Source organism: Polaribacter staleyi (genome assembly GCF_038024045.1).
GTDB classification, from domain to species: domain Bacteria; phylum Bacteroidota; class Bacteroidia; order Flavobacteriales; family Flavobacteriaceae; genus Polaribacter; species Polaribacter butkevichii.
Genome location: NZ_CP150665.1, coordinates 891116 through 913207 on the forward strand (window position 1 = coordinate 891116; position 22092 = coordinate 913207).

16 protein-coding genes and 2 rRNA genes are annotated in these 22092 nt (G+C 32.0%); 9 read left to right on the forward strand and 9 right to left on the reverse strand.

The annotated features are described in order from the left end of the window. Nucleotides 1–68 precede the first annotated feature (68 nt). Nucleotides 69–572: a hypothetical protein gene (locus tag WHD07_RS03740; RefSeq protein ID WP_343330120.1), complete on the reverse strand. Its 504-nt coding sequence runs from the start codon at nt 570–572 to the stop codon at nt 69–71. Nucleotides 573–743: 171 nt separating this feature from the next. Continuing rightward, entirely contained in the window at nt 744–1208 is a 465-nt protein-coding gene (locus WHD07_RS03745) for a hypothetical protein (protein ID WP_343330121.1), read from the reverse strand. A gap of 166 nt (nt 1209–1374) precedes the next feature. Here WHD07_RS03745 and xerD point away from each other — a divergent pair, with 166 nt between their 5' ends. Continuing rightward, entirely contained in the window at nt 1375–2271 is an 897-nt protein-coding gene (gene xerD / locus WHD07_RS03750) for a site-specific tyrosine recombinase XerD (RefSeq protein WP_343330122.1), read from the forward strand. A 60-nt stretch (nt 2272–2331) separates the two neighbouring features. On the opposite strand, the gene WHD07_RS03755 is transcribed toward xerD, so the two are convergent. From WHD07_RS03755 to WHD07_RS03775, 5 genes are all read right to left on the reverse strand, one after another. Next, nucleotides 2332–3438 (reverse strand): alkaline phosphatase family protein, encoded by a 1107-nt coding sequence (locus WHD07_RS03755; RefSeq protein WP_343330123.1) that lies wholly within the window; start codon nt 3436–3438, stop codon nt 2332–2334. Further along, complete coding sequence (locus WHD07_RS03760) at nt 3438–5024, reverse strand: metallophosphoesterase family protein (RefSeq protein ID WP_343330124.1); 1587 nt, start codon at nt 5022–5024, stop codon at nt 3438–3440. The genes WHD07_RS03755 and WHD07_RS03760 overlap by 1 nt, the downstream gene beginning before the upstream one ends. Nucleotides 5025–5081: 57 nt before the next feature. Continuing rightward, the gene (locus WHD07_RS03765; protein WP_343330125.1) at nt 5082–6560 is read right to left on the reverse strand and encodes a SusD/RagB family nutrient-binding outer membrane lipoprotein; all 1479 of its coding nucleotides are present in this window, start codon (nt 6558–6560) and stop codon (nt 5082–5084) included. Between the two features lie 5 nt (nt 6561–6565). Continuing rightward, on the reverse strand, nt 6566–9727 hold the full coding sequence (locus WHD07_RS03770; RefSeq protein WP_343330126.1) for a SusC/RagA family TonB-linked outer membrane protein: 3162 nt from the start codon (nt 9725–9727) through the stop codon (nt 6566–6568). A gap of 237 nt (nt 9728–9964) precedes the next feature. After that, complete coding sequence (locus WHD07_RS03775) at nt 9965–10711, reverse strand: head GIN domain-containing protein (RefSeq protein ID WP_343330127.1); 747 nt, start codon at nt 10709–10711, stop codon at nt 9965–9967. Nucleotides 10712–10982: 271 nt separating this feature from the next. Here WHD07_RS03775 and WHD07_RS03780 point away from each other — a divergent pair, with 271 nt between their 5' ends. From WHD07_RS03780 to WHD07_RS18255, 8 genes are all read left to right on the forward strand, one after another. Further along, nucleotides 10983–11792 (forward strand): helix-turn-helix domain-containing protein, encoded by an 810-nt coding sequence (locus WHD07_RS03780; RefSeq protein WP_343330128.1) that lies wholly within the window; start codon nt 10983–10985, stop codon nt 11790–11792. A gap of 251 nt (nt 11793–12043) precedes the next feature. Further along, nucleotides 12044–12838, forward strand: a complete 795-nt coding sequence (locus WHD07_RS03785; RefSeq protein ID WP_343330129.1) for a pentapeptide repeat-containing protein — start codon at nt 12044–12046, stop codon at nt 12836–12838. 595 nt (nt 12839–13433) lie between these two features. Further along, a complete protein-coding gene (locus WHD07_RS03790) occupies nt 13434–15209 on the forward strand; it encodes an AMP-dependent synthetase/ligase (protein ID WP_343330130.1) in 1776 nt (591 codons plus the stop codon). A 352-nt stretch (nt 15210–15561) separates the two neighbouring features. Beyond that, complete coding sequence (locus WHD07_RS03795) at nt 15562–15933, forward strand: DUF4269 domain-containing protein (RefSeq protein ID WP_343330131.1); 372 nt, start codon at nt 15562–15564, stop codon at nt 15931–15933. A 46-nt stretch (nt 15934–15979) separates the two neighbouring features. Next, on the forward strand, nt 15980–16291 hold the full coding sequence (locus WHD07_RS03800; protein ID WP_343328339.1) for a transposase: 312 nt from the start codon (nt 15980–15982) through the stop codon (nt 16289–16291). 8 nt (nt 16292–16299) lie between these two features. Beyond that, nucleotides 16300–17187: an IS3 family transposase gene (locus WHD07_RS03805; protein WP_343330977.1), complete on the forward strand. Its 888-nt coding sequence runs from the start codon at nt 16300–16302 to the stop codon at nt 17185–17187. 35 nt (nt 17188–17222) lie between these two features. Further along, a complete protein-coding gene (locus WHD07_RS03810) occupies nt 17223–17414 on the forward strand; it encodes a DUF4269 domain-containing protein (protein WP_343330978.1) in 192 nt (63 codons plus the stop codon). 325 nt (nt 17415–17739) lie between these two features. Then, complete coding sequence (locus WHD07_RS18255; RefSeq protein WP_422897656.1) at nt 17740–18009, forward strand: transposase; 270 nt, start codon at nt 17740–17742, stop codon at nt 18007–18009. 899 nt (nt 18010–18908) lie between these two features. Here WHD07_RS18255 and rrf read toward each other — a convergent pair. Together rrf and WHD07_RS03820 are read right to left on the reverse strand one after the other, a co-directional pair. Next, nucleotides 18909–19018, reverse strand: a 5S ribosomal RNA gene (rrf, locus tag WHD07_RS03815). 174 nt (nt 19019–19192) lie between these two features. Next, a 23S ribosomal RNA gene (locus tag WHD07_RS03820) occupies nt 19193–22078 on the reverse strand. Nucleotides 22079–22092: the final 14 nt, after the last annotated feature.

The following is a 22092-nucleotide window of genomic DNA, read 5'->3' on the forward strand; positions in this document are numbered from 1 at the left end:
TACATTTTTTAAACAAAAAAACGGAAGCTTTTCAGCTTCCGCTCGTAAATATAATCAATATTTCTATTTTAGATTCCGAACATTACGCCCAAACTAATATTATTAACATCTATTCCGTCATTTGTAATTCCAGAATATGAAAGATTTAACTGTGTAGTATCTCCTATCTTATAACCAACAACTGGTCTGTAATAAAAGCCACCATCTAAACCATCACTTAAACCTATGGCATAGCCTAAGTTTGCGCCCAAAATAAATTTCTCTGAAACATTAAATCTTGCTGCACCAGATATTGGTAAAAAAGAAGCATCAGAAACCTCTATAGATTCACCTCCGAATACATCAATATCTTTTCCAAAAAAATGAGAATATTGTACAGACGGACCTAAAGTAAAGCCTTCTGCAACAGGAAACATATAATTTAACTCTGCTCCTAAAGTTAATCCATAAAAATCATTGGCATCACCTGTAGGTATCCCTATATTTAAACCTCCATTTAAAACACCTTCTTGTGCATTTACACTACTTACACTCATGATTGCTAAAAAAGCAACTACCATTAATTTCTTCATAATTTTTAAATTTTTAAATTTTTAAGTTCTCTACAAAACTAAGTCGATACTACTTTTTACATGAACGGTAAAGATTTAAAAATTGACTCAAATGAGTTCTGTTAAATTTTGGGTATAAAAAAACGGAAGCAAATTGCTTCCGTTTTATAAAACACAAAATTGTATTTCAGATTAGAAATTAAAATTAACTCCAACCATTGGCTCTAAAGCTCCGGCTCCTACAGAACCATATTTTAACTGTGCTATTAAACCTAAATTTTCACTTAATCCATAAATTAATCCACCACCAACATTAATACCTGTATCACTTACTGAGAAACCTTCAAATTTTACTGATGAAAAAGAAATACCAGCTAAACCAAAATATTTTAAACTTTCGTCTCCGCCAAGATAATAACGTCCATCAATATTAATAACTGTAGAAGTTACATCTTCCGTAAAGTAATACGAAAAACTAGGTGCGACTGCAATTACATCTGTAAATAGATACTCAACCCCTACATTGATACCAAGATCAGCCCCTGAAGTTAATGGATATGTCAATCCTGCAAAACCAGAAAAATCTCCCTTTTCTTGTGCATTCACATTACTGAATCCTAATAAAGCTAAAGCGGCAATAAATAATACTTTTTTCATAATATTTTTTGTTTTAAATTATAATCAAAAATAATAAAAAAAAGCATAATCAAATTAATTTTAAGAAAAAAAGAAAGAATTCTACAACTCAAACACCTTATAATAATATATTTCACAATTTTCAGTTTCTATCAATTTGATAATTAAGTTTTAATATCTTTATCTTATGAAATGGCAAAATGCAATTAGAGATTTTCAACTATTTTTAAAAATAGAAAGAGGCTTATCTCAAAATACAATTGATAGTTATACACGAGATTTAGAGAAATTGATTTTGTTTTTAGAAGAAAACGAAATCCTCCACTCTCCTATTACTATAAATGAAGATTCCATTCAGCAATTTATTTATGTGATTGCTAAAAAAGTAAACCCTAGAAGTCAGGCACGAATTATTTCGGGTTTACGAAGTTTTTTCGATTATCTCATTTTTGAAGATTATAGAGAAGTTAATCCCACAGATTTAATTGAAGCGCCAAAAATTGGAAGAAAATTACCAGATACCTTGTCTGAAGACGAAATTAATCAATTAATTACTGCCATCGATTTAAGTCATCCGCAAGGAGAAAGAAACCGAACCATTTTAGAAACCATGTACAGTTGTGGTTTGCGTGTTAGCGAACTTATCACTCTAAAAATTTCTGATTTATTTTTTGAAGAAGGTTTTATACGTGTTATTGGTAAAGGAAATAAACAGCGTTTTGTGCCGATTCATTATAATGCTCAAAAATATATTTTAAGCTACATTAAAGCTATTAGAGCACACATAAACCCACAAAAAGGTTTTGAAGATACTGTTTTCTTAAACAGACGCGGTAAAGGATTAACCAGACAGATGATTTTTATCATTCTAAAAAATCTATCTATAGAAATAGACTTAAAAAAGAAAATCAGTCCGCATACGTTGCGTCATTCTTTTGCCACGCATTTATTAAAAAACGGAGCAGATTTAAGAGCTATACAACAAATGTTGGGACACGAAAGTATTACCACCACAGAGGTATATGTGCATTTAGATAAAAGTTATTTAAAAGAAATTGTAGAAACCTATCATCCTAGAAAATAAAAAAGACCGTCTAAAAAGTAAATTTTTAAACAGTCTTTTAAAATACCATAAATTGTTTATTTATTTTATAAAATAAAACGGCTTCCCAATAGAATCTGTTGGTATTTCTACCTTTAAAAGTTTGGCTACAGAAGCCGCTACTTGATTGGTATATAATTGTTCTTTAACTACAACTTCTCCTTTGGCTGCAACATTTTTACCAAATGCAATTACCCAAACCTGATCTGTGTTTTTTATTGAACTACCATGATGTTTCCACGTTTCTAAAGGCTCGGTACCTCTACCATGATCTGTTGTAATTATAAATGTAGTTTTTCCTTTGTAAAAAGGATCTTGTTGTGCAAAATACCAAAGCTTTTTAATAAATTGATCTGTTCTGTTTGCCGATTTTAAATACGCATCATATTTACCATTGTGGGCAAAATCATCGGTTTCTCCGTAAGAAATATATACCAATTTAGGGTGTTTCTTTTTAATGGTTTCCATAGCGTAATGATGTGTAAAAACATCTAAACGAACTCCTCCCCAAGGACTCGGAGTTTCAGCTTGCAACTCGTTTAAAAAATTTTCTTTCTCAGATAAATCCAATCCTTTCGCCTCTCTAAAACCTGCATTTACATACAAACCGCTTCTTTCTTCATTAATAATAAAAGGAAAAACATCCCAACTACCAAAAGCAGCAACTTTACCTTTAAAAGCGGATGTTTTCTCTGCAATTTCTAAAATGGTTGTATTCGGATTCGGAATCTTACGGTTGCTATCAATTCTTTTATCATCTGCTTTACCTGTTAAAATTTCATTATAACCAGGGTAAGAAAAATGCATTCCGTTGGTTAAATTCATTTTACTTCCTTGCCAACGATTTCCGTGAATTTGCCCCATTACGGCAACTTCGCTCCAAATAAAAGGAAATAATACTTCTCTTCTTTCGGTAACTTTATCTTTCCAAAATTGTTTTTTTAATGCAATGGTATCATCCACATACTCTTTATTAGCAATTAATAAAGAATCTGCACCAGAAAACAGTTCTTGCCAACGCAAACCATCTAACGTAATTACAAAAACTTTAGGTGCCGCCTGTTCTATTTCTTTTTTCTTTTTTTCTTCGGATGAACACGCGGCCAATATCAATAAAAATAATATAGCTACCAATTTTATATTTTTCATTACTTAATGGTTTTAAATGTTTTTACTGCCGACCAATTACTCCAATTTAAAAACTGGTCTCTATAACGTACACGCACATAATAGGTAGTATCATTATTTAGTTTTCTATCTACAACTTCATCTGTTAAATCATCGTTTTTTTGTCTGTTCTCTCTGTAGTACCAGTTTTCATGTTGTTTCCAAGAATTGTACACTATTTTAGAGAAATCTTTGGTAGTAGAAACTTGCCAATTAGAAGCGGCATGAAACGCTTTATCCTTATCTGTTTTAAAAGAATTTGCTTTTAAAACAACTTTATAAATAGGTTGTTTTTCTGTATCAAAATCACTTAAAAGAGGCGTATTGGGTTGAATCGTTTTCTTAAAAACCGTAATACTATCTCTAAGTTCATTATTTCTAAATTGGATGTTATTCCCTCTACTAATTCTTTTTAAGGTAAAAGAAGGGTTTTCTTTATTTGGGTCTATCGTTGCCAATACAAAACCATACTCGTCTTGTGTTACGGTAAATTCGTCGTAATCTCTACCTTCAAATTCTCCCCAATTATCAATAGCGCCTCCGGCGGATGCCACATTTACCCAAAGGTGTTTGTGTTCTTTAGATTGCCCTCTAGAATACCCATGTGTATGTCCAAAAAAATGCAAACTTGGCTTGTTAGATTTCTCACTAAACTCCTCTAATAACTTTACTACTTTTCCTGAAAAATCTTCTTCTCCCGGAATCCATAATTCTGATTTATGTGGATGATGTAATTGTGCAAAAACAAAATCTATCTCATCATTTTTAGCTGTTTTTTCTAACAACTCTTTTAACCAAACCAATTGTTGTTTTATATCTCTATAACCATCGTTAGAGTCTAAACCAATAATTCTAGTATTTGCATAATCTTTAAACCACCAATGTTCGGCATATTCTGGACTCCCATTTTTTGGAAGACTAAAATATTTAAAGAAATAATCAGAATTTCGCTCATGATTTCCAGGAACTGGATATACAGGTATTTTAGAAAATAATTTTTCTGATTGCTTAAAAAAATCTTCTTCCCATTGATTGAAATTAGTTCCTCTTTCTACCAGGTCTCCAGGAATAACTACCATGGCTAAATTGTCTGAGATATCGCCTTTATAATGTTTATCAAAATACGTTAAAACCCCTTCTTCTACCACTTCTTTAAACTTTGTTGGATGTTGCCAATCGTTTTGCATATCACTCATAGCTACCAAATTTATTTTTTTAGTAGATCCTGCAAAAGGAGGTGTTTTAAATTGATAAATTTCTGATATTGCTTTACCTGTTTGTACTTTATAATAATAAGATGTAAATCTTTCTAAACCAGACAAAGCAACTTCATGTACTCTTTTTTCCGTAAAATTAACATCAAAAGAAATACCTTTTGTTTTGTTTTTTAATTTGTTCTTTTTAGTACCCCAATACACAATTGCCTCTTCACCAGAATTAGTTTGCCACATAATTTTGATTGAAGTTGGTTCTGCATCTTGCAAATAAGGTTTTATTTCTATTTTTTGAGCTAGTAAAAACTGTGTAAACATAACAACAGTAAGCGCTAACATTCTATTTTTTTTCATCTTTTTTTAAATTAAAAGAAGGCCGTAAAAATTACGACCTTCTCTATTTTTATTCTTTTATTTTAACCACCAAGTAATTTCTCTAATCCCGTCGTTAGAACCTCCAAATTGTCTTTCAATAGCTTCAGTTACATTTGCTGAATTGTTATTGTATTCGTCTAAAGGATAAATCCATCTTGTTGGTGGTGTGTCTGAACCTAAATAAGGAAAATCAGGATATCCTGTTCTTAAATGATCAAAGTACATTTTCCATCCTCCTTGTAAAAAAGACGTTAAATACTTTTGAGTTAAAATTAATTCTAATTTTTCTTCATCTGTAGTTGCATTTAAAAAGTTCACTTTTGTTCCTGCAATATAATTTACCGCTTCAGCTTGCGTATAATACTCTTCATAACCTTTTGCATACGTATTATAGAATTGAAAGTTTGATTTAATTCCGTTTTCATAATAAATTTGAGCACTTGTTGAAGAAATCCATCCTCTAACTGCAGCTTCTGCTAAAATAAATTGAACTTCAGAAAAACTTAAAAGATTGTGTGCTTCTGCTGTTGGGTCTTTAGTATACCTATCATTAACTTTAGATACTTTACCAGCTGCTGCCAATAAGTTTACATCGTTATAAGCGGCAATTGGGTTTCCGCCAGCATAAGCATTAAAATCATCGATGGCTAAACCTGCTTCTTTGGCATTTTTAGTTTGTCCTGCAATGGCAAATAATCTTTTATCTGCTCTTTCTTTTAGCATTTCTACAAAAGTAGAAGCCATATATAAACCAGAACCGTAACCACTAGAATTAAACTCCGTATATCTAGAATCTACTACATCTACAAACTCTAAACGAGCACTTTCTGACGGAGTAGCAATAATAGCTTCTGAATTATAAATTGCTGCAAACTGATTTTTTACATCTAATGTAGCAATACTTGTTTTTTTAGAAAGTGTTAGTAAAACTTTTAAACGAAAAGAATTTACCAACTTTTTCCATTTGCTAATATCTCCATTAAAAATAGGATCTCCAGTTATAATATCCGTTCCGTCTAACAAGTTATTTGCTTTTTCTAACTCATTTAAAACCCCTATAAAAACTTCTTCTTGCGTGCTATATTTTGGTTGATACAACTCTTCTGTTTCTCCTTTTAGAGCTTCTGTATAAGGTACATCTCCAAAAGTTAAAGCTAAATCATAAAAATAATATGCTCTAAAAAAATACCCAATACCTTTATAAGAATCATCAGCAATTCTATCTGCTTCTTCCATCATTTTTGTTACCTGTCTTAAGCTATTGTAACCATCAAAACTGGCTCTATCCCATTTATAAAACTGCGATGCACTTTCTCCGTCTGTTTGTACAATCATTCTAGAAGCATACATTGCTCCGGTTCCTTTTACTTGAAAAGCAGATGTTGCAATATTAGTAAGTAATAAATCTGGGTGCGTTTCGCTTACTTTATTGGGGTTGTCGTTAATTTCTAAATCTTCACAAGAAGACAAAACAACAGCCATCATTAAAAATAATATTATTTTAAAATTGTTCATTTTTATTAAAATTTAAAAGTTAAACCTAAGCCTAGGTATCTTGTAGAAGGGTCTTGTAAATCATCATCATTACCAAAATCTGGATCTATAATATCTGCTTTTTTCCAAATGAATAAGTTATATCCGTTTATACTCGCATTAATTTGTTTAATTCCTTTAAACTTAACCACGTTTGTTAAATCATAACTTAAAGCTACTGTTCTTAATTTAAAGAAAGTTCTATCAAAAACATTGGCAAAAATTTTACTTTCTTTTTGTGTTACTTGTGCTCTATAAGGATAATTTTGCGACCAAGCTTGCCAACTAACAGGTGATGTGTGTGCTGCATACGTTCTAGTGTCTGAAGTTACATTACCGTTTAAATCTCTTTGTACACTTCCGCTTATTACATTTACACCTTTAGGTACATAAACAGTTCCAATACCGTTTTCATATTCGGCATCTCTGTAAAGCGTAGAGTTTGGGTGTTTACCACCCCACCACATTTTTTCTACAGTTTTAGATCTCATTAAACCACCCCAAACACCATCAATTCCAACTTTTAAAGAAAATCCTTTGTATTTAAAGGTATTTTCTAACCCCAATCTAAAGTCCGGATTTTTATTACCTATATTTTGTTGATACGGGTTTTTAGTTGGCATTCCTGTAGTGGCGTCTAAAATTAATTCTCCGTCTGCAGATTTTTCCCAAACAGTTGCATAATAGGCATCTGTTCTGTCATTTAGCCTTAAGTTGTTGTATTGTTCTGCCCCTTCATCTAACCTTGTTAAACGCTGTACTTTTTTACTCCAATTGGTTAAAATATCCCATCTAAAATTTTCATTTTTTATAGGTGTTGCTCTTAAAGAAACTTCATATCCATTGGTTGTAAATTGGTGCGCATTTTCTTTTCTTGATGAAAAACCAGAACCTAAAGAAATCGGTAAGTTTATAATTGAATTTTCATCTACAGCATTATAATACGCAAAATCTAAACCTATTTTATTATTTAAAAACCCAGCACTAAAACCTAATTCTACATTGGTAGTTAAAGAACCTTCAATATCTGGATTAACCAAACTACCAGAATACGACAATTCTGGGCTACCATCAAAAGTACCTGCATTGTCATAATAAGAATTAATTTGATAAGCACTTAAAGATCTTTTTACTTGTGCCCAAGAACCAAATACTTTTAAATAATTAATAGCTTCTGGTAACTTAAACCACTCTGTAACCATACTACTTAAAGATACAGAAGGATAAAACAAAGAATTATTATCTGTTGGCAACGTAGAATGTTTGTCTGTTCTTCCTGTAAATGTTAAAAATAATTTGTTATCAAAATCTAATTCTAACATTCCGTATAAACTATTTACAGATCGTTCAGAAAAATCTGTACTCCCTTTTATATTTCCTTGTGTATTGTTTAAACTGTACAATTCCGGAACTATAATACCGTCTGTAGCGTTATATTCTTGTTGATATTTATGATATTCGGATGAAGCTCCTGCGTTTACATTGAAAGAAAACTTATCAGATATTTCTTTATTATACGTCATCAACACATTGTAATCTACATCTACAGAACTTGTGTTCCATGTTTTATAATCTCCAGCTCTTGGATCTCCATAATTTAAATAAGATTTAGGGCTCTCTCTATCTTCAAATCTATTTTTCATTACTGCAGAACCCATTGCTTGCACAGTAAAATCATCAGTAACCTGATAATTTAATTTTAACTGTCCGTTTAAAACATTAGCATCATATTCTTGATTTAATTCATTTGCAGCAAAGTATACATTATTGTACCAAGCGTAATTAAAGTTTGCTTGTCTGTATCCTTCTTGCCCAGGTATATATCTGTGTTCATTTAACTCTTTTCCGTTTACATCATCTCCCATCCAAATTAAAATAGTGTACATATGATTTTTAGGTCCGTAGCCATGTCTTGGGTAGTTTGGCGAGTAAACTTTATTATATGCCAACTTACTATCTAAGGTTAATTTATCTGATAATTTTGTTGATGAATTAAAAGTTAATCCTGCTGTTTTTAAACTAGTATTTGGCACTCTACCTGTATGAGACTTGTAATTACCAGACAATCTATAAGAACCTTTATTTGTAGAATTTGTTACAGAAAAAGACGTTGTATTTATAATACCTGTTCTTAAAAAATCTTTTAAGTTATTATGATATTCCCATGCAATTGGCATTCTAGAGTACCGCGATTTATCATCGTATTTTGTACCACTTACATCTCCCCACCAAGGAGTAACCTCTCCTGAAACATTATCTACAATTGGGCTATTCCATTGAGCTATTTTAACACCAGGTTCAAACTTTGGTCCCCAAATCATATCTCCATCAGAAATACCACCATCTTGTCCGTCCCAAAACTCATATTGCCCGTTAGATCCATTTCCGTAACTCGTTTGTGTTTCCGGAAAAACTGTAAAACCAGCACTTACCATTGTGTTGTGTGAAACCGTTACTTCTAATCCGTCTGATTTCTGCCCCTTAGATGTTGTTATTTGTATGGCACCATTTCCTCCTCTGTAACCATATAACGCAGAGGCTGAAGTTCCTTTTAAAACCGTAATATCTACTATATCATCTGGAGAAATATCATAAAAATCTGTACTTACCGGAATTCCATCAACAACAATTAAGGGAGATTTACCTCTTAAAGTAAAAGAAGGGGCTTGAAACAAACCTGTTGGGTTACTCACTGTTAAACCGGCCACTTTACCAGTTATTAAACCGGCTGCATTTGGAGCTACTATTTCTTTAACAGAAGAAGCATCTACATTTTGCGTAGCATAACCTACTTTTTTTTGTGCTCTTTTAATACCTAAAGCAGTTACAACTACCTCACTTAAAGCATTTACTTCTGGCAACATAGTTATGGTAATATTATTTCTATTTCCAATAACAATATCTTTACTCTGATATCCTAAAAATTCTATTCTAATGATACTTTTTTCATCTTTATACTCTATCTTAAAATTTCCATCAAAATCAGTGGTTGTCCATTTATTTTCTTTTAATACACGAACACTTGCTTCCGGTAATAAAGCTCCAGTTTCATCTATTACCTTTCCCTTTAAAACTTGCTGAGAAAAAACTGCTGTCCCCAGAAATAGTAAGATTAAAATTAAAAAATCACTTAAAAATTTGTGTTTCATTTTGTAGTTATGTTTAGTATTACAATTGGCTACAAAGCAAAAAATATTAAGTTAAAATAACGTGTTTTGAACGTTAGTATATTGCTTCTAAAAAGCTAAAGCATGGTAAGATTATGTTATCTAGAAGGTCTTTTTTTAACTATAATTAACATTTAAATTAAGAATTAGAAAGCATAAAAAAACCTTGAGTTTAAATTCAAGGTTTTTTTTTATACTATTTTATAATAAAATTTTAGACTAAAGTAGTTTACGTATCGTAGATTCTCCTATAACAATTCCTTTTTTTAATTGTGCACCTCCTTTATAAAGTACTGTAGATTCTCCGTAAGAATTTACTTTTATTTTTTCGGACACGTTAAATTGAAAAGTTCCATCTCCATAAGCCGATATTTTAGTTTCTTTTGAAACCACATCTACAGCCATAATTTTACTTGCTCCATAAGCTGATACTTTTTGCTTATTAATCGCACCTTTTTCTATATTTAAAAAACTATCACCATAAATAGAAACATCTAATTTATCTACATCCATGTTCTTTATTGTAACTTCGGATTTACCGTATATACGTAATTTACATTCATCTTGAACTAGAGGCGTTTGAAATGTGATTTTCTCTTCACCTCTTAAAGAAAATATTTTTACGTCTACATAAGTAATAATAACTTTTACAACTCTATTATTATATAAAGGTACCTTCTTTTCATAATTATCAGTAACTACCTTTTTGTTTTTAGTGTATGTTTTAGCTCCTTCTAAATACACTTGCAGTGTTCCTTTATTTAATTCATATTTAAATTTTTCTATTGGTACTGAAATATCTTCAATTATAATACTTGGTACAGCTCCTTTCTTAAAGATTGCTTCTATATGTGGACTTACAATAACTTTATCAAAATCATTCTCTAACTTTATTGTTTTTTGTGCACTTACATGAGTATTTATAAATAGTAAGGAGATTACAAGAGTGATAATTTTTATTTTCATAATTTCTATTTTATAATTCGTTTATTGTTGTTAATTCTAATTTTATAACTACGCTATTACTACGTAAAAGACTTAACCTATTTTAAATTGTGACGATTTCTTTTATATTTACCAAAACTTTAAATGTTAATTAATTTTTTAAGTCTTAAAAAATGGATTGTGTACAGACCAACTGCAAACGGCATACCAATATAAACATTATTAAAAAAGTTAACTACCCATCTTATACAAAGAAATAAAGTTTCTTAAATAAAAACCACCTTAAAAAAGAATGAATTTTAAATTTCTAGATGAAAAAGACTCTAGAGGTATCATAAATAATCTGTTTAGTATCTCTTTTGTAAAAGAAGATTTACCTTTTAAAACAATTATTATACCTATTGGCTTACCTTCCATTGTTTATATTTTTAGTAAAAACCAAACAGTTATTTTTAATAAAGAAATAATCCCTTTAAAAGGGCTAACCATTAGTGCGCAATTTTCAACTACGTATGATTATCATGTAAATGATGAAAGTTTAAATATCGGTATCAATTTACATCCAACCGCCTTGTACAAAATATTACAAATAGATATTTCTACCCTAACCAATAAATTTGTTCCTTTAAAAGAAATTGATAAAGCACTATTTAAAAAAATGAATCCATTTTTTTTAAATTATAAAAAAGATCCCACTACTTTTATAACTGATATCATCGATTTTATAGAAAACTTAGAATTAATTGAAGATAAAGATGTAATACATATAGACAAAGCAATTGCTTATATTGATAAAAATGAAGGCATGGTTAATGTATTAGATTTACTCAAGATACTTCCCTATTCACAAAAAACACTAGAAACAAAATTTAAAAAAATCATTGGAGTAACTCCTGGTAAATTTATTAAACTCTCTCGTTTTACAAAGTTAATGCGCAAATACGAAGACAAAAAATTAAGCTTAAAAGAACTCATTCATAAATATAATTATTATGATCATTCACATTTTATAAAAGACTTTAAGCTATTTATGTCAGAATCTCCTAAATCTTACTTTAAAAATGAATACCCTCTTATAAAATTATATTCAAAAGATTTATAATTACGATTTTTTACAACATTTTAGAGATAAGTCTTATTACTTTTGCGGTATTATTAATAACATATTAAATGTTTTGGGGGAAATGTTTATATGAATTATTATTAATAGATTGCTATGAGTCTAAAAAGATCAAATTTAATTATTTGGTCTTTTTTACGTTTAATAAAAAATATTATTTAAAAATCATTAAATAATGTCACACATTAAAAAAAAATAGGTCATTACAATGTAAACCATTTAATACCTAAAAAATGAAAAATAAAATTATATTACTTGCATTCTCTTTCCTTTTTATAACTACAGTTACTCTTGCTCAAAAAAAAGTAAAAGCAGTTGATATTATGAAAGATATAAAAGCAGGAAAAGCAATTTCTTTTAAAAATGCAACTATCATTGGGGTTTTAGATTTTACCTATATGGATGAAGCTATAAAAAAAATGCCAAGTAAAAAGAAAAGCAGTTGGTTTAATTGGAAATCTAGTACTTCTACCAACGAAATAAAAAAAATAATAGATGTTAAGATATCTTTTATCAACTGTACTTTTAATAATGATGTTTTAGCCTACATCCCCGATGAAAATACTGGGCTTACATATACAGCCAATTTTGAAGAAGAAACTATTTTTAAAAACTGCATTTTTAAACAAAAAGCAATGTTTAAATATTCTCGTTTTGAAAAGGATACTGATTTTTCTGGAAGCAATTTTAATAATGATAGTACTTTTAAATATGCTCAATTTGATAAAAACATTAGCTTTGCTAACACCACTTTTGATGAAATTGCAACTTTCAAATATGCAAAATTTAATAATAAAGTAAGTTTTTATAATGCTTTATTTAAAGACTCCGCAACCTTTAAATACACTAACTTTTCTAATGGTGTCTCTTTTAATAACACAACCTTTAACGAGGATTTAAATATTAAATACATGAAAGTATCGGGGGAATTTAACATTACCAATATGAAAGTAGCTTATGAAATAGACTCAAAGTATACTAAAATTAATGGAAAAAGATTCATTAAACATTCAGTAGATAAAAAATAGGTATTTCTACCTGTTTTTTATTGCAATTTAAATTATAAATTGCACCCATAATGGAGATAGTTAGAATTAAGGGGCTAACAAAAACCAAAATTAGCTAGCTTTTTTTTTTATAAAAAAGCTAGTTTTTATTTTTAGAGAACTTTTAATTAATTCTCAACTTAATTATAGCATAAAAACAACCATTCATAGCTTCTAAAAAACTATTCTTTTTTTAGATAATTTCCTGAAAAATATAATTTTTACAAAACAGGTATTTATACCTATATCTTATCTTCAAATAAATTATACATTGCACCTACAATGGATTAGTTAGAATTAGGGGGCTAACTAAAACCAAAACTAACTAGCTTTTTTTTTATAAAAAAGCTAGTTTTTAATATTTAACTTTTTTTTAAGCAAAAACATTCCTTTAACAAAAAATACTATATAAACAGAAATAGTCCTATAAAACAACAATTTAAGTAATTTTATATAACATTATTAATAAATAAATAATGTTATATAAATATTAAATTATTCACAATAAAGAACTCTTATAATAAGTATTTGTTAAATCAATCAAAAATTCCTAATTTGCCTATTCAAATGATAAACTATGGCAGTAGAAATTACAAGATTATTCGATTTTCCTTATTATCAATTAGAAACCTATAATTTAGAAAAAGCGTTTACATCTAAAATAAATGGTAGCTGGAAATCTATTACAACACAAGAATATGTAGATCAAGCCAACCGAATTAGCCGAGGATTAATTAACTTAGGTATAAAACCTAATGATAAAATTGCTGTAATTTCATCTACAAATAGAACAGAATGGAACATATTAGACATCGGAATTTTACAAACAGGCGCACAAAACGTACCTATATATCCTACAATATCAAAAGAAGATTATGCTTATATATTAAATCATTCTGAATCCATTTATTGTTTTGTTTCAGATAAAGAAGTTTTAAAAAAAGTAAATAAAATAAAAAAAGAAACAAATTTAATAGCTGTTTATACTTTTGATGACATAAAAGGTGAAAAAAGTTGGAATGAAATTATAGAATCTGGAAAAGACGAAAGCAATCAACATATTCTTAACGAAAGAAAAGACAACGTAAAAACTGATGATTTAGCTACTTTAATTTATACATCAGGAACAACAGGTAAACCTAAAGGAGTAATGCTTTCTCATAGAAACATTGTAAGCAATGTTCTAAGTTCAGAAAAACGAGTTCCTTTTGATTATGGAAAATCTATAGGTTTAAGTTTTTTACCTATTTGCCACATTTTTGAACGCATGATTTTATATTTATATCAATATTGTGGTGTTTCTATATATTTTGCAGAATCTATAGAAAAACTTGCCGAAAATGCGCAAGAGGTAAAACCCCACGTAATGACTGCAGTACCTCGCTTATATGAGAAAATTTATGACAAAATAATTTTAAAAGGAGAAACCTTAACAGGATTTAAAAAGGGCTTATTCTTTTGGGCAGTAAACTTGGGTTTAAAGTATGAGCCATATGGAGTGAACGGTTGGTGGTATGAAATGCAATTAAAATTAGCTAGAAAATTAATTTTCTCTAAATGGCAAGCTGTTTTAGGAGGAGAACTAAAACTAATGGTTTCTGGAAGCGCAGCATTACAACCAAGGTTAACAAGGGTTTTTGCTGCAGCCGACATGCCTATTATGGAAGGTTATGGACTTTCTGAGACATCTCCTGTAATTTCTGTTAATGACGAAAGAAATGGTGGATTTAAAGTTGCTACTGTTGGTAAAATTATTGATGGTATTGAAGTGAAAATTGCTGAAACCGGTGAAATTCTAGTAAAAGGGCCAAATGTAATGCTAGGTTACTATAAAGATGATGAGAGGACTGCTAACGTTATAAAAAATGGATATTTTTATACTGGAGATAAAGGTGAGTTTGATCAAGACGGCTTTTTAAAGATAACAGGAAGAACGAAAGAAATGTTTAAAACCTCTGGTGGTAAGTATGTCGTTCCCCCATTATTAGAAGGAGAACTTAAGCAGTCTTTATTTATAGAACAGGTAATGGTTATAGGTGAAGGTGAAAAAATGCCTGCAGCTTTTATTCAACCAAATTTTGATTTTATCAGGGAATGGATTCATCATAAAAACTTAAATATTGGTGCTACAAATAAAGAAATCGTAGCTTCAGATTTAGTTATAAAACGTATTCAAAAGGAAGTTGATAAATGCAATAAAAATTTTGGTAAATGGGAACAAATAAAGCGTTTTGAACTCACTCCAGAAGTTTGGTCTATTGAAGAAGGACATTTAACTCCAACAATGAAAATGAAGCGAAAAGTTATCAAAGAAATCTATAAGGATTTATTTGATAAAATTTATAGAGCATAAAGTATATCAATTAGAACATAAGAAAAGCCTAGATTTAAATTAAAAATCTGGCTTTTTTTTATCCTATAACATTACTTGTTTTTAAAATAAAAGTATGATTATCTGGGCGTGCCCATTTTTAAATAAATGGAATTTAGCGAAATAAGGATTGATAATAAAAATGGTCAGGCTATCCATTATAAGTCCTCGTTCGTACCTCACTGTGGGCTTTTCATTTCTATCCTTCACGCAAAAAAATTAAGTAGAAAATCTCTAAGTACTAAAACATCCCATTTAATTCATCATAAAACGAAAACTAAAGTTATATAAATAAGGCTAAAACCAGTTGCTCACAATATAAAAAAAAACAAAATTGATTGAAAATTTTAGAAATATTGAATATTTAAAATATGGAAACGAAAGACAAAAACTTGCTTTTTCTGAAATCAAAAAACATAAAATTTTAGAGAAACTTGAAAAATATAATCCAATTTTGACAGGTACTATTCCAATCGAAGTAGATATACCCGAAAGTGATTTAGACATTATTTGTGAATGTCAAAATCATTCTGAATTTAGAGCTTATTTACTAAATCAATTTTCTGACAAAAAAGACTTTAAAGTTTATTCTATAAAACAAAATGGAATTGAATCAACTATTGCGGAATTTAAAACGGATAAATTTTTGTTTGAGGTTTTTGGACAAAATATTCCAACGGAAAAGCAAAATAGTTTAGCCCCTTAATAGTTCGGAGTGATATTTTAAATTTCAAAACTAATATATTTGAGATATGAAATACAAGAAATGGACATTAGAACAGAAGTTAGAAATTCTATCAGTTTCAGAAGAAATAGGTATTGTAGAAGCCTGCCGAAAATACAGTGTAAGCACTGGAACATTTTACAGTTGGCGAAAGAAGTTTGAGCACAAAGGAGAAGCAGGTTTGAAGGTAACTTATGATACCAAGAGTAAAGAACTTAAAGAGGCAGAAGAAGAGAATCGAGTTTTAAGAAAATTATTAAGTGATAGAGAAATTGAGCTTGAAGTACAACGAGAACTTTTAAAAAAAAAGTTTGGAACGTCCGATCCAAGAAAGATTTAGTCAATGCAATTTATAAAAAATATAAGTGTAGCAAAACAAAAATCCTAAAAATGGTAGGTATTGTAGAGAGTAGTTACTACAGAGAACCTAGTGGTGGTAAAAAAGGAAATAAGCCAACTAAAGAAACTTTTCATAAGACCAAAGGCTTTGTATTACAAAACGATGTAGTTGCAGCTATAAAAGAAATTTTACAGCATGAGTTTATAGATTGTGGTTATCGATTAATGACCAGCTATTTAAAAAGAGAGGGGTACACTATAAATCATAAAAAACTATATAGAATTATGAAAGAAGAAGGCTTACTCAAACTAGATAATAGGATAGATAGAAGTGGTTCAGGACGCAAGTTTGTAAAGTTCAGAAAAGTTCACACTTCTAAGCCCTTAGAATGCCTGGAAATGGATATAAAAATGGTTTGGATACCAAGTGTAGGAAAGAATGCTTATTTACTCTCGGTCATAGACGTTCATACTCGTAGAATACTAAAAGACTATTTTTCTTTTACCATTAAACAGCATCACGTTATTACATTACTATCTGAGTTGTTTCAAGATTATGATTACCCCAATAATGTAGTTATTAGAAGTGATAATGGAAGCCAATTTATAGCTAAAAGAGTACGTGAATACTTAGGTTTAATCGGAGTACAACAAGAATTTACACACATTGCAACACCTGAGGAAAATGCACATATAGAAGCGTATCACGGAATATTAAAAAAAGAAGTTTTTAAAAGGTTCGACTATCAATATTTTGGTGAAATAGAGCAAATATTAAAACGATACGTGAAATTTTATAACAATAGAAGACTTCACGGATTGTTGGGACGTATAACCCCAATGGAAAAATGGAATACAGATAAACATCTAATTATGATGAAAAATTTAACAGCTTAATTAATAATCGAAATTTAAAAGATTACTCTTGTTTTATAGGGGTCAAAACACAAAACGCTTATCGACATATGATTGTTGAAAATAAAATTTTAAAAGAAAAAGGTTTTGAATTTAAACAGAGTATAAAAAAATTAAAATCTAACGGAACAAAAACAGAACCTGCATTTGCAAAATTATTAGGACTGGAGGGAAATCCATATACTGAATTATTAAAGTTAGAAAAATAAACATTATAAATACAAATCTAAACCTGATAAACGTTTAATACTAGAACAGCAGATTATAAATATTGTTAAAAAAGACGCAAATCTCTTCCTAGAAAAGGTGTCTGTAAACTTACTAAATTTTAAGATATAGATTTTGATAAATTAAATAATAAAGTTGGTAGAGATACTTTATTTAATGTCCTTAGAAAACACCAAATGCTAACACTTAGAAGGATAAGTAGTGCCAGAACAACAAACTCATATCATCGATTTTATAAGTATAATAATATTATAAAAGACTTAGAAATTACAAAAACTAATCAGGTTTGGGTAAGTGATATAACTTATTAAAGGCTTTTGTTACTTGGCTTTAATAACAGATATGTACTCTAGAAAAATTGTGGGTTACAACCTTAGTCATAGCTTGGAACTAAAAGGAACTGTGAGAGCACTAAATAAGGCGATTTATAAAGCTAAAAAAATTAATAGGCTTATTAATCATTCAGACAGAGGAATACAATATTGCAGTAATGTATACACTCAAATATTAAAAAGAGAGAAAATAGATATTAGTATGACTGAAGAAAATGATTGTTACGAAAACGCAATGGCTTAACGTGTAAATGGTATTTTGAAAGATGAATTTATCTCGACCAAACCTTTGATAACATGGCTCACACTAAGAGCGCCTCAAAGAATGCAATTAATTTATACAACGAAATAAGATTACACTTATCTTTAGGTTGCAAAACAACTAATATGGTATATCAATTATCAGCTTAATTCAATTTTAACCTGTAGCCATATTTCAGGACAATATAATTGAGTTTTTAGGTAAACTTTTTAAAAAGGTTTTACCCCCCTGATTCATCATCTTTAAATTGATCATGACCACTTGTACTTCCTTAAACATCAAAAAGGTCTTTACTGATGTCATCTCCAAAAATCCCCTTATATTTATTCATAAGAACTGATTTATGAAAGAATAACCTACTTTTACTCACAACAACTTGAAATCAATATCTAGGTCTCACAGAACTGAACGTGATTTCTAGTAGAAAAGAGAGAGGATTATCAATGTTGCCGAAGTCTGGGCTTCAACGTATATAGTAACCTTAATTCTCTCTTTTATTCTTTCTGATTTATATACTTAAAATTAGTCTTTTATTATAAAAAGCTAACTTAAGACGTGTATAATTAATGGCTAGTTCTAGCTTACTTACTTAAAAAAGCTAATAAAACTAGTTTTCTACAAATAAAGAAGTATCCCCTCTAACCTAAATACATCCATTTATAAGCATATAAATCTATTCTCATAAAAAAAAACCTAAAACACATGTAAACACCGTGGTAAACTAAATAATAAAGCAAGAACCAAGTCTAAACTACAAAAACCTAAACCCAACACTCTTTAATTTCCAATAATTACAACAATGTCGTTAAATTTATCGCATAAAAAAAACCTCAATTCGTTAAGAATTGAGGTTTAATTTGTCTTGATTACTCAAGATTAAAGAAAGGCGGCGACCTACTCTCCCACATAAATGCAGTACCATCGGCGCTATTGGGCTTAACTTCTCTGTTCGAGATGGGAAGAGGTGAGCCCCAATGCTATAACCACCCTAAGATTTTAGTTCTAAGTTTAAAGTTCTAAGTTTTAAAGTTTTTCAACTCATAACTCAACACTTATAACTCATAACTCTTTAGCTATTGCTAAAGTATAAGTTAACATATGGTAAAATAATATCTAAATCGTCTTATAAATAAAGAGTCTGTGCTCCCGCCTTTCGGCGGGAAGCGTACATAAGTCTATGGGTTATTAGTATCACTTGGCTATGACATTACTGCCTTTACACCTATGACCTATCAACGTTGTAATCTCCAACGACCCTTTAAAGAAATCTCATCTTGTGGTGGGTTTCGCGCTTATATGCTTTCAGCGCTTATCCCTTCCCGACGTAGCTACCCTGCTATGCTTCTGGCGAAACAACAGGTACACTAGAGGTCAGTCCAACTCGGTCCTCTCGTACTAGAGTCAGATCCACGCAAATTTCTAACGCCCACAGCAGATAGAGACCGAACTGTCTCACGACGTTCTGAACCCAGCTCGCGTGCCACTTTAATGGGCGAACAGCCCAACCCTTGGGACCTTCTCCAGCCCCAGGATGTGACGAGCCGACATCGAGGTGCCAAACCCCCCCGTCGATATGAGCTCTTGGGGGAGATCAGCCTGTTATCCCCGGAGTACCTTTTATCCTTTGAGCGATGGCCCTTCCATGCGGAACCACCGGATCACTATGCTCTTGTTTCCAACCTGATCGACCTGTATGTCTCTCAGTCAAGCACCCTTATGCCATTGCACTCTACGTACGGTTACCAAGCGTACTGAGGGTACCTTTAGAAGCCTCCGTTACTCTTTTGGAGGCGACCACCCCAGTCAAACTACCCACCAAGCACTGTCCTCATCTCTGAGTTAGACTCTAGATAAGCAAAGGGTGGTATTTCAAGGACGACTCCACAACGCCTAGCGACGCCGCTTCAATGTCTCCCACCTATCCTACACATTACTTATCCAAAGCCAATACTAAGCTATAGTAAAGGTTCACGGGGTCTTTTCGTCCCGCTGCGGGTAATCGGCATCTTCACCGATACTACAATTTCACCGAGCTCATGGCTGAGACAGTGTCCAGATCGTTGCACCATTCGTGCAGGTCGGAACTTACCCGACAAGGAATTTCGCTACCTTAGGACCGTTATAGTTACGGCCGCCGTTTACTGGGGCTTCATTTCAGATCTTCGCCGAAGCTAAACCCTCCACTTAACCTTCCAGCACCGGGCAGGTGTCAGGCCTTATACATCATCTTTCAATTTAGCAAAGCCCTGTGTTTTTGATAAACAGTCGCCTGGACCTTTTCACTGCGGCCCTGTATTGCTACAGGGCGACCCTTCTCCCGAAGTTACGGGTCTATTTTGCCTAGTTCCTTAGCCATGAATCTCTCGAGCACCTTAGAATTCTCATCCCAACTACCTGTGTCGGTTTACGGTACGGGTTCTTATAATCTGAAGCTTAGAGGTTTTTCTTGGAAGCCCTTAGACACACTATCCAATTGTCCGAAGACGCTTGGTACTATCACACTTCACCTAATTCTGCGGATTTACCTACAAAACTAATAGCTACATGTTTCAACGAACTATTCCGTCAGTTCGCGGTGCTTTCATTACTCCGTCACCCCATCGCAATTATAAGAAGTACAGGAATATTAACCTGTTATCCATCGACTACTCCCTTCGGATTCGCCTTAGGACCCGACTAACCCTCAGCTGATTAGCATCGCTGAGGAAACCTTAGTCTTTCGGTGTGGGGGTTTCTCGCCCCCATTATCGTTACTTATGCCTACATTTTCTTTTGTAACCAGTCCAGCATACCTCACAGTACACCTTCTACCCAGGTTACAATGCTCCCCTACCACTAACGTGTCTTTCAACGTTAATCCATAGCTTCGGTAATATGTTTATGCCCGATTATTATCCATGCGAAATCGCTCGACTAGTGAGCTGTTACGCACTCTTTAAATGAATGGCTGCTTCCAAGCCAACATCCTAGCTGTCTAAGCAATTTCACCTCGTTTTTTCAACTTAACATATATTTGGGGACCTTAGCTGATGGTCTGGGTTCTTTCCCTCTCGGACATGGACCTTAGCACCCATGCCCTCACTGCTGAGAAACATTTTATAGCATTCGGAGTTTGTCAGGAATTGGTAGGCGGTGAAGCCCCCGCATCCAATCAGTAGCTCTACCTCTATAAAACTTTTACTCAACGCTGCACCTAAATGCATTTCGGGGAGTACGAGCTATTTCCGAGTTTGATTGGCCTTTCACCCCTACCCACAGGTCATCCAAAGACTTTTCAACGTCAACTGGTTCGGTCCTCCACTGTGTGTTACCACAGCTTCAACCTGCCCATGGGTAGATCACTCGGTTTCGCGTCTACTACTACTAACTAAAGCGCCCTATTCAGACTCGCTTTCGCTACGGCTCCTTGACTTAATCAATTAACCTTGCTAGAAACAGTAACTCGTAGGCTCATTATGCAAAAGGCACGCCGTCACAACTCGAAGTTGCTCCGACCGCTTGTAGGCGTACGGTTTCAGGTTCTATTTCACTCCCTTACTTAGGGTTCTTTTCACCTTTCCCTCACGGTACTAGTTCACTATCGGTCTCTCAGGAGTATTTAGCCTTACCGGATGGTCCCGGTGGATTCATACAGGATTACTCGTGTCCCGCACTACTCAGGGTACCACTATCTTAAATTCGCTTACTTTTACGGGACTATCACCCTCTATGGTCTGTCTTTCCAAACAGTTCTAATTCACTTATCTTCGAATATCGTGGCCCTACAACCCCAAAATTGCCGTAACAACTTTGGTTTGGGCTAATCCGCGTTCGCTCGCCACTACTAACGGAATCACTATTGTTTTCTCTTCCTCCGGTTACTTAGATGTTTCAGTTCACCGGGTTTACCCCACTTACGTGGTGACATGTCTTCAACATGACGGGTTGCCCCATTCGGATATCTACGGATCAAAAGGTATGTGCCCCTCCCCGTAGCTTTTCGCAGCTTATCACGTCCTTCGTCGTCTCTGAGAGCCTAGGCATCCGCCATACGCCCTTACTTAACTTATTGTACTTTTTGCTGTA